Annotated in this window: 12 protein-coding genes; 2 read left to right on the top strand and 10 right to left on the bottom strand. The window is 72.2% G+C overall.

The features are described 5' to 3' along the window. Window positions 1–44: 44 nt before the first annotated feature. From FL583_RS28345 to FL583_RS28380, 8 genes are all read right to left on the bottom strand, one after another. The gene (locus FL583_RS28345; protein WP_142707893.1) at window positions 45–1,682 is read right to left on the bottom strand and encodes a DivIVA domain-containing protein; all 1,638 of its coding nucleotides are present in this window, start codon (window positions 1,680–1,682) and stop codon (window positions 45–47) included. A gap of 5 nt (window positions 1,683–1,687) precedes the next feature. Next, window positions 1,688–2,776, bottom strand: coding sequence for a dual-specificity RNA methyltransferase RlmN (gene rlmN / locus FL583_RS28350; RefSeq protein ID WP_142707894.1), 1,089 nt, complete (start codon window positions 2,774–2,776; stop codon window positions 1,688–1,690). 172 nt (window positions 2,777–2,948) lie between these two features. Next, on the bottom strand, window positions 2,949–3,797 hold the full coding sequence (locus FL583_RS28355) for a phosphatidate cytidylyltransferase (RefSeq protein ID WP_205752530.1): 849 nt from the start codon (window positions 3,795–3,797) through the stop codon (window positions 2,949–2,951). A gap of 30 nt (window positions 3,798–3,827) precedes the next feature. Then, the gene (gene frr, locus FL583_RS28360; RefSeq protein WP_142707895.1) at window positions 3,828–4,385 is read right to left on the bottom strand and encodes a ribosome recycling factor; all 558 of its coding nucleotides are present in this window, start codon (window positions 4,383–4,385) and stop codon (window positions 3,828–3,830) included. 47 nt (window positions 4,386–4,432) lie between these two features. After that, window positions 4,433–5,215 (bottom strand): UMP kinase, encoded by a 783-nt coding sequence (pyrH, locus tag FL583_RS28365; RefSeq protein ID WP_142707896.1) that lies wholly within the window; start codon window positions 5,213–5,215, stop codon window positions 4,433–4,435. A gap of 101 nt (window positions 5,216–5,316) precedes the next feature. Continuing rightward, window positions 5,317–6,138, bottom strand: coding sequence for a translation elongation factor Ts (gene tsf, locus FL583_RS28370; protein ID WP_142707897.1), 822 nt, complete (start codon window positions 6,136–6,138; stop codon window positions 5,317–5,319). Between the two features lie 65 nt (window positions 6,139–6,203). Continuing rightward, entirely contained in the window at window positions 6,204–7,109 is a 906-nt protein-coding gene (rpsB, locus tag FL583_RS28375) for a 30S ribosomal protein S2 (RefSeq protein WP_142707898.1), read from the bottom strand. Between the two features lie 274 nt (window positions 7,110–7,383). Beyond that, window positions 7,384–9,069 carry a hypothetical protein gene (locus tag FL583_RS28380; RefSeq protein WP_142707899.1) on the bottom strand — a complete coding sequence of 562 codons (1,686 nt, stop codon included), beginning with the start codon at window positions 9,067–9,069 and terminating at the stop codon, window positions 7,384–7,386. Between the two features lie 264 nt (window positions 9,070–9,333). Between FL583_RS28380 and FL583_RS28385 the strand changes: the two genes are divergently transcribed. Both FL583_RS28385 and FL583_RS28390 read left to right on the top strand, forming a co-directional pair. Next, window positions 9,334–10,605 (top strand): pyridoxal phosphate-dependent aminotransferase, encoded by a 1,272-nt coding sequence (locus FL583_RS28385; protein WP_142707900.1) that lies wholly within the window; start codon window positions 9,334–9,336, stop codon window positions 10,603–10,605. Window positions 10,606–10,671: 66 nt separating this feature from the next. Beyond that, window positions 10,672–11,268 carry a peptidoglycan DD-metalloendopeptidase family protein gene (locus FL583_RS28390; protein WP_142707901.1) on the top strand — a complete coding sequence of 199 codons (597 nt, stop codon included), beginning with the start codon at window positions 10,672–10,674 and terminating at the stop codon, window positions 11,266–11,268. Here FL583_RS28390 and FL583_RS28395 read toward each other — a convergent pair. Then, window positions 11,250–11,918, bottom strand: a complete 669-nt coding sequence (locus tag FL583_RS28395; RefSeq protein WP_205752531.1) for a M15 family metallopeptidase — start codon at window positions 11,916–11,918, stop codon at window positions 11,250–11,252. The two genes, FL583_RS28390 and FL583_RS28395, sit on opposite strands and share 19 nt — an antisense overlap. Before the next feature lie 379 nt (window positions 11,919–12,297). Next, entirely contained in the window at window positions 12,298–13,434 is a 1,137-nt protein-coding gene (locus FL583_RS42550) for a tyrosine-type recombinase/integrase (protein ID WP_142707902.1), read from the bottom strand. Window positions 13,435–13,830: the final 396 nt, after the last annotated feature.

Below are 13,830 nucleotides of genomic sequence, written 5' to 3' on the forward strand. Positions count from 1 at the left end.
CGAAGGGCCCCGGGAAAATCCCGGGGCCCTTTCTCGTGCCGAAATCAGCCGACGCGGCGGCTGTACAGGCCGCGGACCTGGCGCAGCGCCTCGTCGACGTCGTCTTCGAAGTAGCCGCCCTGCACGAGGCCGAACTGGCCCGGCATGAGGTCGGAGTCGGAGACCTGGCCGCCGCTGCGGCCCTCCATCATCGCCTGGATGGCGTCGAACAGACGCTCGACCTGGCCCGGGTCGTAGCCCGACCCGAAGCGGCGCGGGCGGAAGCTCGAGCGCAGCTCGGCCACCACGGCCTTGTCTTCGTTGGTGAACGGCGAGACGAGGCCGGGGACGGCCCCCATCTCCATCGTCATCTCCTTGCCGTACCGGCCGGCGTACTCCGGCTCGACCGCGCTGCGGCCGGCCGGGAGCTCGCGGCCGGCGAACGGCGACGCCTCTCCGTACTGGCGGCCACCGCGCGGGGGCGGCACCGAACCCGAGACCGGCACGCCGGACACGACCGGCTGCGGGCCGGTGCCGTCGGGCTCCGGGTAGCGGCCACCGCCGTTGCGGTACCCGCCGCCGTACGACGGCTCCTCGCGGTAACCACCGTAGGACGGGGCCTCCTGGTACGGCTCGGGGTACCCGCCGGTGTTGCGCGGACGCCCGCCGTAGCCGGCGCCCGAGTACGGCTGACCCTCGGCGTAGGACGGACCCTCGCGGTAGGGCGCACCCTCGGCGTACGAGGGGCCCTCGCGGTAGCCGCCGGCCGATCCGTAGGGCGGCACCTCGGCGTAGGCGGTCTGGTCGGCGTACGGCGACCGGTCGCCGTACGACGGGCCCTCCTGGTAGCGCTCGTTGCCGTACTGCTCGGCGTAGGGCGAACCCTCGTGGTAGGACGGCTGCTCGACGTAAGGCGGCGCGTTGTCGTACCGGTCGCCACCGCGGTAGCCGCCACCGGCACCGCCGTACGAGGGCTCCTCGCGGTAGCGGTCGTCGCGGTACGGGGCCTGCTCCGGGAACGGGGCGTCGTCGCGGTACCGGTCGTCGCGGTAGGGGGCGCCCTGCTCGTTCCAGCCGCCGCCGCTCACCGGCACGCCCCGGTAGCCGTCGGGCTCGCGCATCGGCGGACCGGCCTGGTGGATCGTGGCCGCCTCGCGCATCGGCTCGCGGCCGTAGCCGGGCTCACCGCGGTAGCCGCCGCCACCGTAGGACGGCTCCTCGCGGTAGCCGCCGTACGCGGGTTCGTCGCGGTAGCCGCCGTAGGACGGCTCCTCGCGGTACTCCGGCTCCTGGAAGCCCGGACGCCCGTAGGAGGCGCCGGCGGGCTCGCCGCGGAAGCCGCCGCCGTACGTGGCCTCCTGGGGCGCGGCCGCACCGTAGGCCGGCACTTCCTCGCGCTCGTCGCGATACGCCGACGGACCGGCCTCGAGCGCCCGGAAGCCGTTCGAGCCGCGCGGCGGGAGGCCCGACGCCAACTCGTCCAGCTCCTTCTCGAGCCGGTCGAGGTGGAGGTCGACCTGCCACTCGTCGTAGCCGCCGAACCGGGTGCGGAACACGACGTCCCGGATGTCGGCCGCGGTCAGCGGGTCGCCAATGGGTCGCCGCGCCAGCGTCGCCTCGGCCCGGTCGAGGAACTCGTCGACCTCGTCGACCTTGTAGCCCCGCTTCAGTGCCTTCCGGCGAAACCTGTCGCCCTGAGCCATCGTCCTCATACCTCCGCTGCCGCGAGCTGGCCGCAAGCGCCGTCGATCTCTCGACCGCGTGTGTCCCGGACCGTGGTCGGGACGCCAGCGGCCCGCAACCGGTTCACGAATTCCCGCTCGACCGACTTCGGGCTGGCGTCCCAGTCACTGCCCGGCGTCGGGTTGAGCGGTATCAGGTTCACGTGCGCAAGACGCCCGGCCAGCAACCGGCCCAGCAGGTCGGCTCGCCACGGCTGGTCGTTCACGTTCTTGATCATGGCGTACTCGATCGAAACGCGACGCCCGGTTCGCTCGGCGTACTCCCAGGCTGCCCCGAGCACCTCAGCGACCTTCCATCGGGAGTTCACCGGCACCAGCGTGTCTCGTAGTTCGTCGTCAGGGGCGTGCAGGGACACCGCGAGAGTGGCGTTAATGCCCTCGGCTGTCAACCGCCTGATGGCAGGGACGAGCCCAACGGTGGATATGGTCACCGACCGCTGGGAGAGCCCTAGTCCGTCGGGCGCAGCATCGGTGATGCGGTGGAAGGCGGCGAGCACCCGCTTGTAATTCGCCAGCGGCTCGCCCATGCCCATGAACACCACGTTGGACAGGCGCTCGCCCGTCGTCGCCATTTCTCGCGCTGCCACCATCACCTGCTCGACGATCTCGCCGGTCGAGAGGTTCCGCTTGAGGCCGCCCTGGCCGGTGGCACAGAACGGACAGGCCATGCCGCAGCCGGCCTGGCTGGAGATGCAGACCGTCGCCCGGTCGGGGTAGCGCATCAGCACGCTCTCGACCAGAGAGCCGTCGAACGTGCGCCAGAGCCATTTGCGGGTGGACCCGTCGTCGCACGCGACCGAGCGGACCGGCGTCAGCAGGTCGGGCAGCAACGCCTCGGCGAGCGGCCCGCGATCGGCGGCCGGGAGATCGGTCATCCCGGCCGGATCGGTCGTCAGCCGTCCGAAGTAGTGCACGGAGAGTTGCTTCGCTCGATACGCCGGACGGCCCAGGTCGGACACGGCCGCGCGACGCTCCGCCGGGTCGAGATCCGCCAAGTGGCGGGGCGGAGCGGTCCGGCGGGGCGCGTCAAGCACCAGAGGGAGTGTCGTCGTCATCGCTTGCTCATTGTCACACGCCGCACGGGGCGCGCGACCGGTCTCGGGCAGAGGCGTCGGCCACGAAAGCGCGCCACAGACGCTTTTCGTCTCTTTCCGTAGCCGAAGAAATACCCTGGGCTACGAGTTCGCAAGATTTCGCAGGGTGCGGTCACCCATTCGGCAGGTGGGTTCAACCCGCCGGGGCGAACGCCGTCAGCAGCAGATAGGCGACCGGGGCGGCGAACAACAGCGAATCGAGCCGGTCCATCAGGCCGCCGTGACCGGGCAGGAGCGTGCTCATGTCCTTGACCCCGAGGTCACGTTTGATCATCGATTCGGTGAGATCACCCAGCGTCGCCGCGACCGCGATCGCCAGACCGTAGATCACGCCCTCCCACCAGGCTCCGTTGTCGAAGCCCAGTTCGAGGAAGAGCGCCCCGCCGATCGCGCAGGCGATCAGCGACCCGGCCATGCCCTCCCAGGACTTCTTGGGGCTGACCGTGGGGGCCATCGGGTGCCGTCCGGCCAGGACGCCGGCCACGTACCCTCCGACGTCGCTGCAGACGACCGTGGCGATGAACGCGAGGATCCGGACGACGCCGTCGGACTCGATGTCGAGCAGCACCGCGAACCCGGCCAGGAACGGCACGTACGCGGCGACCAGCACCGCGGCCGTGACGTCACGCTGGAAGCCGACCGGCCCGTCGGGGATCCGCCAGATCACCACCGCGACGACGGTCAGCAGCAGGCCGAGCAGCAGGGACTCGGTGCCGCCGACGTACGTCATCGCAGTGGTCGCGACCCCGCCGACGATCAGCGGCACCATCGGCGGACGGGCCTCGACCGGCCGGATCGCCCGCACCAGCTCCCAGGTGCCGACGCCGACGGCCGCCGCGATCACCACCGCGAACGCGACCGTCGACGTGAACAGCGTCACCAGGACGAGCGCGGCGAGCCCGACGCCGACGCCGATCGCGGCGGGAAGGTTCCGCCCGGCCCGGCTGGACGCCGGAGGCGTCACCACGGGTGCCGCGTCCACCACACTCCTGTCTTTCCGGAACCGAACGCCTCAGACCTCGAGGAGCTCGGCTTCCTTGTGCTTCATCAGCTCGTCGATCTGGTGGACGTAGCGCCCGGTGGAGTCTTCGAGCTCCTTCTCGGCCCGGCGCACCTCGTCTTCGCCGGCCTCGCCGTCCTTGCCGATCTTGTCGAGCGCTTCCTTGGCCCGGCGGCGGATGTTGCGGATCGACACCTTGGCGTCCTCGCCCTTGGAGCGGGCGACCTTCACCAGGTCACGACGCCGCTCCTCGGTCAGCTGGGGGAAGATCACCCGGATGATCGAGCCGTCGTTGCTCGGGTTGACGCCGAGGTCGGAGTCACGGATCGCCCGCTCCAGCGCGCCCAGCTGAGAACCGTCGTAGGGCTTGATCACCGCCATCCGGGCCTCCGGGATCGTGATGGAGGCCAGCTGCGGCAGCGGCGTCATCGCGCCGTAGTAGTCGACGAAGATCTTGCCGAACATCGCCGGAGCCGCCCGGCCGGTGCGCACCGACCCGAAGTCCTCCTTGGCGACCTCGACGGCTTTCTCCATCTTCTCTTCGGCTTCGAAGAGAGTTTCGTCGATCACTGGTGTCGCCTCCTGGGCTCGGTCTGTTGCCGGCGGTTCAGATTATTTCAGTCGGTGGAGGCGGTGGTGACCAGCTCCGTGGTCACCAATGTTCCGATCCGGTCTCCGCGGACCGCTCGCGCGATGTTCCCCGGGACGAGCAGGTCGAAAACGACCAGCGGCAGATCGTTCTCCATGCAGAGGCTGATCGCGGCGGCGTCGGCGACCCCGAGGCCCCGGGTGAGGACCTCGTTGTAGCTGATCCGGTCGAACCGCACGGCGGCCGGGTTCTTCTTCGGGTCGTCGTCGTACACGCCGTCGACCTGGGTGGCCTTCAGCAGCACGTCGGCGCCGATCTCCAGCGCGCGCTGGGCGGCGACCGTGTCGGTCGTGAAGTACGGCATGCCGGCCCCGGCGCCGAAGATCACGACCCGGCCCTTCTCCAGGTGCCGCATCGCGCGCCGCGGGATGTACGGCTCGGCCACCTGGGCCATGTTGATCGCGGTCTGCACGCGGGTGTCGATGCCCTGCTTCTCCAGGAAGTCCTGGAGCGCGAGGCAGTTCATGACCGTGCCGAGCATGCCCATGTAGTCCGAGCGCGCGCGGTCCATCCCGCGCTGCTGCAGCTCGGCGCCGCGGAAGTAGTTGCCCCCGCCGACGACGACCGCGACCTGCAGGCCCTGCCGGACGACGTCCGCGATCTGGACGGCGATCGCCTGCACGACGTCCGGGTCGACGCCGAACTGGCCGCCGCCGAAGACCTCGCCGGAGAGCTTGAGCATCACCCGCGACCACGGTCGGTCGTGGCCCACCGGTATCGAATCCGGCGCGGGACGGGTCTCGAGAGTCATCACTGGTCTCCTCTGAGCGCGAGAAAAGCCGCCGGTGGCGATCGCCACCGGCGGCTTCGTGAGTCGTCTGGACTCGAGAGCCGGCCCGGTGGGCCGGCCGGTCAGGCCTGTCCGACCTCGAACCGGACGAACCGGCTCACCGAAACGCCTGCTCCGTCGAGCTGAGCCTTCACGGTCTTCTTGCTGTCCTGCACCGAGGACTGCTCGAGCAGCACGTTCTCCTTGAAGAACCCGTTCACCCGGCCCTCGACGATCTTCGGCAGCGCCTGCTCCGGCTTGCCCTCTTCGCGGGCGGTCGCCTCGGCGATGCGACGCTCGTTCTCGACCGTCTCGGCCGGGACCTCGTCGCGGGTGACGAACGACGGACGCATCGCGGCGACCTGCATGGCCGCGCCGCGAGCGGCCTCGACGTCGCCGCCGGAGAACTCGACGAGCACGCCGACCTGCGGCGGCAGCGACGGGTCCTTGCGGTGCATGTAGGTGGCGACCTGGCCGTCGAGCAGCGCGACGCGGCGCAGCTCGAGCTTCTCGCCGATCTTCACCGAGGCGGCCTCGATGTTCTCGGCGACGGTCTTGCCGTCCTTGAGCTTCTCGGCGAGCAGCGCGTCGAGGTCGCCGACCTTGGCCGCGGCAGCGTGCGCCACGATGTCGGCCGCGAGCGACTGGAACTCGTCGTTCTTGGCCACGAAGTCGGTCTCGGAGTTGAGCTCGATGATCGCGCCCTCGGCGGTCGCGATGAGGCCGTTGGCGGCCGTACGCTCGCCGCCACGCTTGGCGGCCTTCGCGGCGCCCTTGATGCGCAGCACCTCGACGGCCTTGTCGAAGTCGCCGTCGGCCTCGGTGAGGGCCTTCTTGGCGTCCATCATGCCCGCGCCGGTCTGGTCGCGGAGCTTCTTCACGTCAGCGGCGGAAATGTTCGCCATTGTCCGTTCTCTCAAATCGGAGGTGTACCGGTGTGCGGGCGGCTCCGCCCGCACACCGGTGTGGATCAGGACTCGGTGGTGGCCGGGGCCGGCTCGGCGACGGCGGCCTCGACGGCCTGGACCTCGGCCGCGGGGGCCTCGGCGGAGATCGGTGCCTCGGCCAGCGCGGCCGGGGCCTCACCGGTCGTCGGCGCGCTGTTCGACTCGAGCAGCTCGCGCTCCCACTCGGGCAGCGGCTCGTTCTCGGCCGGAGCGTCCGGCTTGGCGTCGGCCTTGCTGCCACCGGCGCGGGCGATGAGGCCCTCGGCGACCGCGTCCGCGACCACGCGGGTCAGCAGCGCGGCGCTGCGGATCGCGTCGTCGTTGCCCGGGATCTTGTAGTCGACCTCGTCCGGGTCGCAGTTCGTGTCGAGGATCGCGACGACCGGGATGCCCAGCTTGCGGGACTCGTCGACCGCGATGTGCTCCTTCTTGGTGTCGACGATCCACACCGCGGAGGGCACCTTCTGCATGTCGCGCAGACCGCCGAGCGTGCGCTCGAGCTTGTCCTTCTCGCGCTTGAGAACGAGTGCTTCCTTCTTCGTCAGCACGTTCTCGCCACCGGTCTGCTCGATGACCTCGAGCTCCTTGAGGCGCTGCAGCCGCTTGTAGACGGTCTGGAAGTTCGTGAGCATGCCACCCAGCCAGCGCTGGTTGACGTACGGCATACCGACCCGGCGGGCCTGCTCGGCAATGGCCTCCTGGGCCTGCTTCTTGGTGCCGACGAACAGGATCGAGCCGCCGTGCGCGACCGTCTGCTTCACGAACTCGTACGCGTTGTCGATGTACGTGAGCGTCTGCTGCAGGTCGATGATGTAGATGCCGTTGCGCTCGGTAAGGATGAAGCGCTTCATCTTCGGGTTCCAGCGTCGGGTCTGGTGCCCGAAGTGCACGCCGCTCTCGAGGAGCTGGCGCATGGAGACGACCGCCATGACTGTGGCGCGTCCTTCCCTCATCGGGCGGCGCGCTGGTTCGGCGCGCCGCGGTTTCCTCGGTTGTCGCTCCGGGCCTGTTCTCCGTCAGGAGGGACCCGTCGCCCTGGTGCCCCACGGTCGGATGGCCCCCAGCAGGGGACCGAGGAGACCGCCGCGCTGACGCTCGAAGCGCTACGCACGGTGGGCACGCGAAGTCGACCCGCGGGAGCGGGTCGCCGGGAAAGAGTCTACGCGGCCCGGGCCCAGAACGACGAACCCGCCCGTCTGCAGGTCAATTGACGGCGATCACGGCGCAGAACAGGATCGCCAGCCCGACGACGATCGCCAGCGCGCCCGGGCGGGCCAGCAGCTGCGGGAGCGAGTCGGCCCGCCGGTCCCCCGGCCCCGACCACACGCGCGAGATCGCCCCCGCGCCGAGCAGCGCGATGCCGACGACCCCGAGCCCGCCGCCGAGCGCACCTGCGGAATCCGCATCCGCGCCCCAGGCCGCCCGCCAGCTCAGGACCGCGGACGGGATCGCCGCGACGAGCAGCACGACCAGGATCCCGACGATCCGCGCGGCCCTCCGCCACTGCTTCGGCGTCGGCCGCCGCCGGGCCGGCCGGACCCGCGGCTCCGGCACCCGCGGCTCCGGCATCGGCACCGCGCGTTCGAGGGACGCCGGTCGCTCCGGCGACGCGGACGGCTCCGGTGGTGCCTCGACGACGACCGGTGCGGCTTCCTGCTCATCGTGCGGACGTCCGGGGAGCAGACGTTGCACCAGGCGACGGACGGGGAGCGCGCGGTCTTTGCGGGTTTCTTCCCGGGCCGGGGCGTCCGGCTCGAGCGTGAGCGCGCCGGGGCGCGGGGCGAGGGGGTGTTCGACCGGGGGCTCGGTGACGTCCGGGCCGGGGCCGAACGGGCCCAGCTTCTGGGGGGTCTCCTCGGCCGCGCGGGCGCGGGCCCGGGTGCGGGCGACGAGGTCGTCGAAGGCCGGGACGGGTTCGGCGATCGTGATCGGGTTGGGGAGGGGTTGGGTGGTGGAGTCCAGCGCGAACACGCCGGGGTGCTCGACCGGCCGTTCCGCGACCGGCGGCGGTCCGGCCGGGACCGATGGCGCGGCCGGCAGCGGCGCGCCTGGGGCCAGCACGGCCGGAGGCGGGGTCGGCGCGGCCGCGGGCGGGGCCGGTGCGGCCGCGGGCGGGGTCGGCGCGGCCGCCGGCGGACCGGCCGGGGGTGGCGCGCTCGCCTCGACCAGGCCGAGCCGTTGCAGTACGGACTCGGTGTCCGACCAGTGGGAGGCCGTCTCGGCCGGCGGCGGGAGCGCGGAGGTTGGCGGGAGCGGGGAGGTTGGCGGGAGCGGGGAGGTTGGCGGGAGCGCTGGGGTTGCCGGGGCCGCGGGCGCTCCGGTTGCTCGATGCGCTTCGGGCGCTCGGGCGGGTTCGGGCGCTCGGGCGGGTTCGGGCGCTCGGGCGGGTTCGGGCGCTCGGGCGGCTTCGCGGGCTCGGGCCGTTTCGCGCGCTCGGGCGGCGGGCGGCCGGGGCGCCTCGGTGGCGGGGGGCGGCTCGGGCGGGGCGGCCAGGGGCTTCGGGACGGCCAGCGAGCGGTAGGCCTGGATCAGATCGAGCGCGGCCTGGTGCTCGACCACCGGCACCGGAGCTTCCTCCGCGGTCGGCTGGGCCTCGACGCCGGCTTCGGCGACGTCCGAATTGGGCTTGGGCTCGGCCGCGGACGCGCGGCCGGGAGGCGTCCGCAGGGAAGAACGGGAACCGGTGCTGCGGGGCTTGGCCTTCGGGGTAACGGACGACGGCGCGTCAGCCGACGGGGCACCGGCCGACGGCGAGTCAGCCGATTGGGGAGCCTTGGCGACCGCCCGGCGGGGGGCGCGGGTCGCGGCGGCCGAGGTGCGCTTGCGCGGCGCCCGGGCCGGACGGGGAGCATCCTCGGGCGTGCCCGGGGACGGCGGATCCTCGACCATCGGCTCTCCTCCCGCAACGGCGCGTCCTGGAGCCCCGTGGAGCCAACGCCGGAAGCAGACGTTACCGACTCATCCATCGGTGTTCACTGACCGACCCGGCGCTACGCGCGTGCGTCACTCTCAGCAACAAGAGCGGTTTACCCGTTTTACCCTATAACGCGAACCAGGATCCGCCGATTATGCGGACCTTAAGTCGAGATATGGTGGGCCAAAAACCCCGGCCCGCGTGCTGAACAGGAAAGACAGCGCTTATCGTCTGGGGTCATGACCCCAGGCAGTAATACGTTCGGCCAGTCCTCGGAAACACGACGTGGCGTCACCAGGATGCGCGGCTTCGCCACGACGATCTTCACCGAGATGACCGCGCTGGCGACCCGCACCGGGGCGATCAACCTGGGGCAGGGTTTCCCCGACACCGACGGCCCCGACCTGATGCTGCGGACCGCGGTGCAGGCGATCCAGTCGGGTCAGAACCAGTACGCGCCCGGCCCCGGCACCCCGGACCTGCGGACCGCGATCGCCCGCCACCAGGGCGACTGGTACGGCCTGGACTACGACCCGGACACCGAGGTGCTGGTCACCGCGGGCGCGACCGAGGCCATCGCGGCCACGCTGATGGCGCTGTGCGAGCCGGGCTCCGAGGTGCTGTGCGTCGAGCCGTACTACGACTCCTACGCGGCGGTGATCGCGCTGGCCGGCGCGGTGCGCAGACCGGTGACGCTGCGGGCGCCGGACTACCGGCTCGACACCGCGGCGATGGAGGCGCTGATCACCCCGCGGACGCGGGTCGTGCTGATCAACTCCCCGCACAACCCGACCGGAGCGGTGTTCGACCGGCAGGAACTCAGCGAGATCGCCCGGATCTGCGTGCAGCACGACCTGATCGCGGTGACCGACGAGGTCTACGAACACCTCGTGTTTCACGGGGAACACGTTCCGCTGGCGACGCTGCCGGGCATGCGCGACCGGACCGTCACGATCTCGTCGGCCGGCAAGACGTTCAGCGCGACCGGCTGGAAGGTCGGCTGGGTCTGCGCCTCGCCGGACCTGGTCGCGTCGGTGGCGCGGGTCAAGCAGTTCCTGACGTTCACCAACGCGGCGCCGTTCCAACCCGCGGTCGCGGCCGCCCTCGGGCTGCCCCGGGAGTACTTCAGCGGGCTCGCCACCGAGCTTCGGGCCAAGCGTGACCTGCTGTGTCAGGGGTTGGTGGCCGCGGGCTTCGACGTCCACATCCCGTCCGGAACGTACTTCGTGACCGCGGACGCGGCGCCGCTCGGCGGCGTGGACGGGGTCGCGTTCTGCCGGGCGCTCCCCGAGCGCGCGGGCGTGGTGGCGGTGCCGGTCGGGGTGTTCTACGACCAGGAGGCGCACGACGTGGTGCCGGGGGCGTCGCTGGTGCGGTTCGCGTTCTGCAAGAAGGATTCGGTGCTGCAACAGGCGGTCGAGCGGCTGTCGGGCTTGCGTGACGGTGGGCCGGTGGTGGAGCCCGCGCCCCGGCGGATGCCGGGGACGATCGATCAGGCTTGGGCGCGCTGAGGGTTGGGGTTGTAGTTGTCCACAGGCCGGTGGTGCGGCGGGCGGTAGGCGGGCACGCTCGCGTTCATGCTTTTTGGGGACGTTCGGCGAGCGGGATTGTGCGTCTGGGCGGTGCTGGTGTGGCCGGCGTTGGTGGGGTTCAGTGCGGGGCCGGTGGGGGTGGCGGTTGCCTCGGGGCGGGTGCCGGCGGGGGTGGCGGTTGCCTCCGGGCGGGTGCCGGTGGGGGTCGGCGCGGGGCCGGTGCCGTCTGGTGGGTGGCGGGCGCCGGTCGGCGGACCGTTGCGGGTCGTCCGACCGTTCGACGCGCCGGACCTGCCGTACGGAGCGGGCCATCGCGGCGTCGACCTAGTGGCCGCGCCGGGCGCGGCCGTAGTCGCAGCCGGAAGCGGGGTCGTGCTGTTCGCCGGACCGGTCGGCGGCCGAGGAGTGGTCAGCGTGACCCACCCGGACGGCCGTCGCACTACGTACGGGCCGGTGCGCCCGACGGTGCGGGCCGGCCAGCACGTGGCCGTCGGGGAACCGGTGGGCCGGCTGGAGCCGGGCCACCCCGGATGCCCGGTCCCGGCGTGCCTGCACTGGGGCCTGATCGGCCCCAGTGGTTATCTCGACCCGTTGACCCTGCTGAGCCCGGGACGGGTCAGGCTCTACCCGGTGACGACCTGATCGGTGGCGAGCGGTGCGTACAGCGCGGTCGTGGAGTTGGTGTAGGCCCAGTACCGGTCGCCGTACGACCAGTGCCACCACTCGGTGGGGTAGTTGACCAGCCCGGCTTCGGTCAGAGCGGTGCTCAGAGTGGCCCGATTCGCGGCCGCCTCGGCGCTGATGTCGGGCGAGGACGTGTAGCAGCGGTTGCCGGTAGCGACCGGGCTGGCGTTGACCTCGGTGCCCATGTCGAGTTCGGTGCCGTCGTCGGCGCAGAGCGTCAGGTCGATCGCGCCGCCCGTGCAGTGCGGAGCCACCTCGGGCGGCGAGATGAACCGGGACGCCTCCCGCCGGACGAGGTCGGGGTCCCAGCCGGGGTTACGGGCGGCGAGCAGGTCTGCGTAGGCCGTGTACTGCTGGTGCTGGACGCCAGGCGGCCGATACCCCTCGACGAGCAACAGATGGGTGTGCGGTGGCAGCGCCCGCTGAGCGAGGACCAGCCGATCCCGAAGCCCGAGACGAACGTAGTGCAGCAGCGCGTTGTACCGGGCTTCGCGCCGATCGAGCCGCAGCCCGGTGCCAGCCGAGGCGTCGACGGCGGGTTCGCGGTTGTCGTGGGTCGAGATCGCTGCGATCACCGGATCGCTGAGAAGCACCATGTCGTCCGCCACCCTTGGACGGTAACCGCGCCGGTCCGTTGTCCTGACCGCGCCCACCCGAGGCGGAAGCGCGCCGTCGGACGCAGGCACGAGGCACCCGGCGCCGCGGCGCACAAGGGCGGCACGACGGCGGTTGCGGCGGGAGGGCCGTTGCGGGGTGCGGGGGTGGCGGGGCTCTGCACAAGCGGAGCGGTGACAGCCCGCGCCGAGCGGCGCGCGGCGGGACGAAGGCCGCGCGGAGCGGCACGGACGCAAGCCGCGCGAAGCGGCGCAGGCGCAAGCCCCGCGGAGCGGCGCAGGCGCAAGCCGCAAAGCGGCGCAGGGCAGGCAGGCGCAGGCGGGGCAGGCAGAGCGGGGCGCCGCAGTCAGGGTGGGCGGATTCTGCTTGTCTTCAGGCTCGGGGGTGGGCCTGACGGTAGGCCTGGCGGAGGCGGTCGACGGTGACGTGGGTGTAGATCTGCGTGGTGGCCAGCGTGGCGTGGCCTAGCAATTCCTGGACCGTTCGAAGGTCGGCGCCACCAGCCAACAGATGGGTCGCAGCGGTGTGCCGCAGGCCGTGGGGACCAAGGTCGGGCGCGCCCGGAACCTCGCGCAGTCGGTCGTGGACGATCTGACGGGCCGTCCGGGGGTCGAGGCGCCCGCCGCGGACGCCGAGCAGCAGCGCGGGGCCGCTGCGGGGGGTCGCGAGGAGCGGGCGTCCGCGGTCGAGCCAGGCAGCTAGCACGCGCTCGGCCGGCACTCCGTACGGGACGCTCCGCTCGCGGGCGCCCTTGCCGAGGACTCGGAGCAGTCGGCGCTCCCGATCGACGTCGTCGATGTCGAGTCCGCAGAGTTCGCTGACCCGTACGCCGGTTGCGTAGAGCAGCTCCAGCACGAGCGAGTTCCGGAGGGACGCCGCTTCGGCGTGCGGATCGTCCTCGGCGGAGGCACCGGTTTCAGCGCGCGGGTTGGTCGGGCCCCGCTGTCCGCGATCGGCGGACTGGCCGCCCTCACCGCGCTGGGCACCCTTGTCACGCTGGCCGGTCCTGCCAGAGGCGCCCTCGCCGCGCGGGTCGGTCTCGCCGGGCGGGGCGGTGTCACCTCGTGGGAGGCGCCTGGTGGGGCGTGGGCCGTCTAGGACGGCGGCGGCTTGGGCTTCGTCGAGGACTCTGGGGAGGTGGGCCGGGAGTTTGGGGCTGGCGAGGTTCCGGCCTGGGTCGTCGGTGCGGCGGCCGGTGCGTTGGGCCCAGGCGGTCAGGGCCCGGGCGGCGGCGGCCCGGCGGGCGAGGGTGCGGGGCGCGGCGCCGGTGCTGCGTTGGCGGGCCAGCCAGCTTCGGAGTAACGCGAGGTCGAGTGCTTCGAGCTGGTCGGCGCCGGTGCGGGACAGGTGGTCGAGCAGGAGGACGGCGTCCGCTACGTAGGCCCGGAGGGTTGTCGGCGGGTGGCTCCGCTCGTGTTCGAGGTACGCCTCGAATGCGTCCACGGTTTCCGCGAGCGCGGGCGGGAGGGCGGCGCGCAGGTCCGCCACGCGCGGTCGATGCCGAGCCATTCCCCGACCGTGCCCGTCCGACCCGCCTGCCAGCAAGCCGACCCGCCGACTCCATCCCGCCGGCGCCCAGCTCGGCCGCCGACTGCTGTGCCGCCCCTAGCCGCAGAGCGGGCAGGGCACGGAAATCGAACGAGGCCCGGGTGGCCCGGCCTGCCAGCCCTCCGACCTGCCGATTCAACCCCGCCAGCGCCAGGCTTGACCTCCGACTGCTGCGGCGCCCCCTACACACCGGGCATGAGCGCGGAGGTCAGCTATGGCCCGAGGGCCGGGCCGACCCGTCAGCCCGCTGGCCCGCTGAGCCGCCCGTGCCGCGCTGCGCCCTGCTGCGGCGCAGCGCGGCGCGGCGCGGCGCGGCGCAGCGCAGCGCAGCAGAGCGCGGCGCAGCAGAGCGCGGCG

The organism is Cryptosporangium phraense (assembly GCF_006912135.1).
GTDB classification, from domain to species: domain Bacteria; phylum Actinomycetota; class Actinomycetes; order Mycobacteriales; family Cryptosporangiaceae; genus Cryptosporangium; species Cryptosporangium phraense.

What these genes read in the sequence shown, in the direction of transcription:
- FL583_RS28345 (WP_142707893.1), bottom strand. Translation starts at nt 1,682, where the DNA reads ATGGCTCAGGGCGACAGGTTTCGCCGGAAGGCACTGAAGCGGGGCTAC.
- rlmN (WP_142707894.1), bottom strand. Translation starts at nt 2,776, where the DNA reads ATGACGACGACACTCCCTCTGGTGCTTGACGCGCCCCGCCGGACCGCT.
- pyrH (WP_142707896.1), bottom strand. Translation starts at nt 5,215, where the DNA reads ATGACTCTCGAGACCCGTCCCGCGCCGGATTCGATACCGGTGGGCCAC.
- tsf (WP_142707897.1), bottom strand. Translation starts at nt 6,138, where the DNA reads ATGGCGAACATTTCCGCCGCTGACGTGAAGAAGCTCCGCGACCAGACC.
- rpsB (WP_142707898.1), bottom strand. Translation starts at nt 7,109, where the DNA reads ATGGCGGTCGTCTCCATGCGCCAGCTCCTCGAGAGCGGCGTGCACTTC.
- FL583_RS28380 (WP_142707899.1), bottom strand. Translation starts at nt 9,069, where the DNA reads ATGGTCGAGGATCCGCCGTCCCCGGGCACGCCCGAGGATGCTCCCCGT.
- FL583_RS28385 (WP_142707900.1), top strand. Translation starts at nt 9,334, where the DNA reads ATGACCCCAGGCAGTAATACGTTCGGCCAGTCCTCGGAAACACGACGT.
- FL583_RS28390 (WP_142707901.1), top strand. Translation starts at nt 10,672, where the DNA reads ATGCTTTTTGGGGACGTTCGGCGAGCGGGATTGTGCGTCTGGGCGGTG.
- FL583_RS42550 (WP_142707902.1), bottom strand. Translation starts at nt 13,434, where the DNA reads ATGGCTCGGCATCGACCGCGCGTGGCGGACCTGCGCGCCGCCCTCCCG.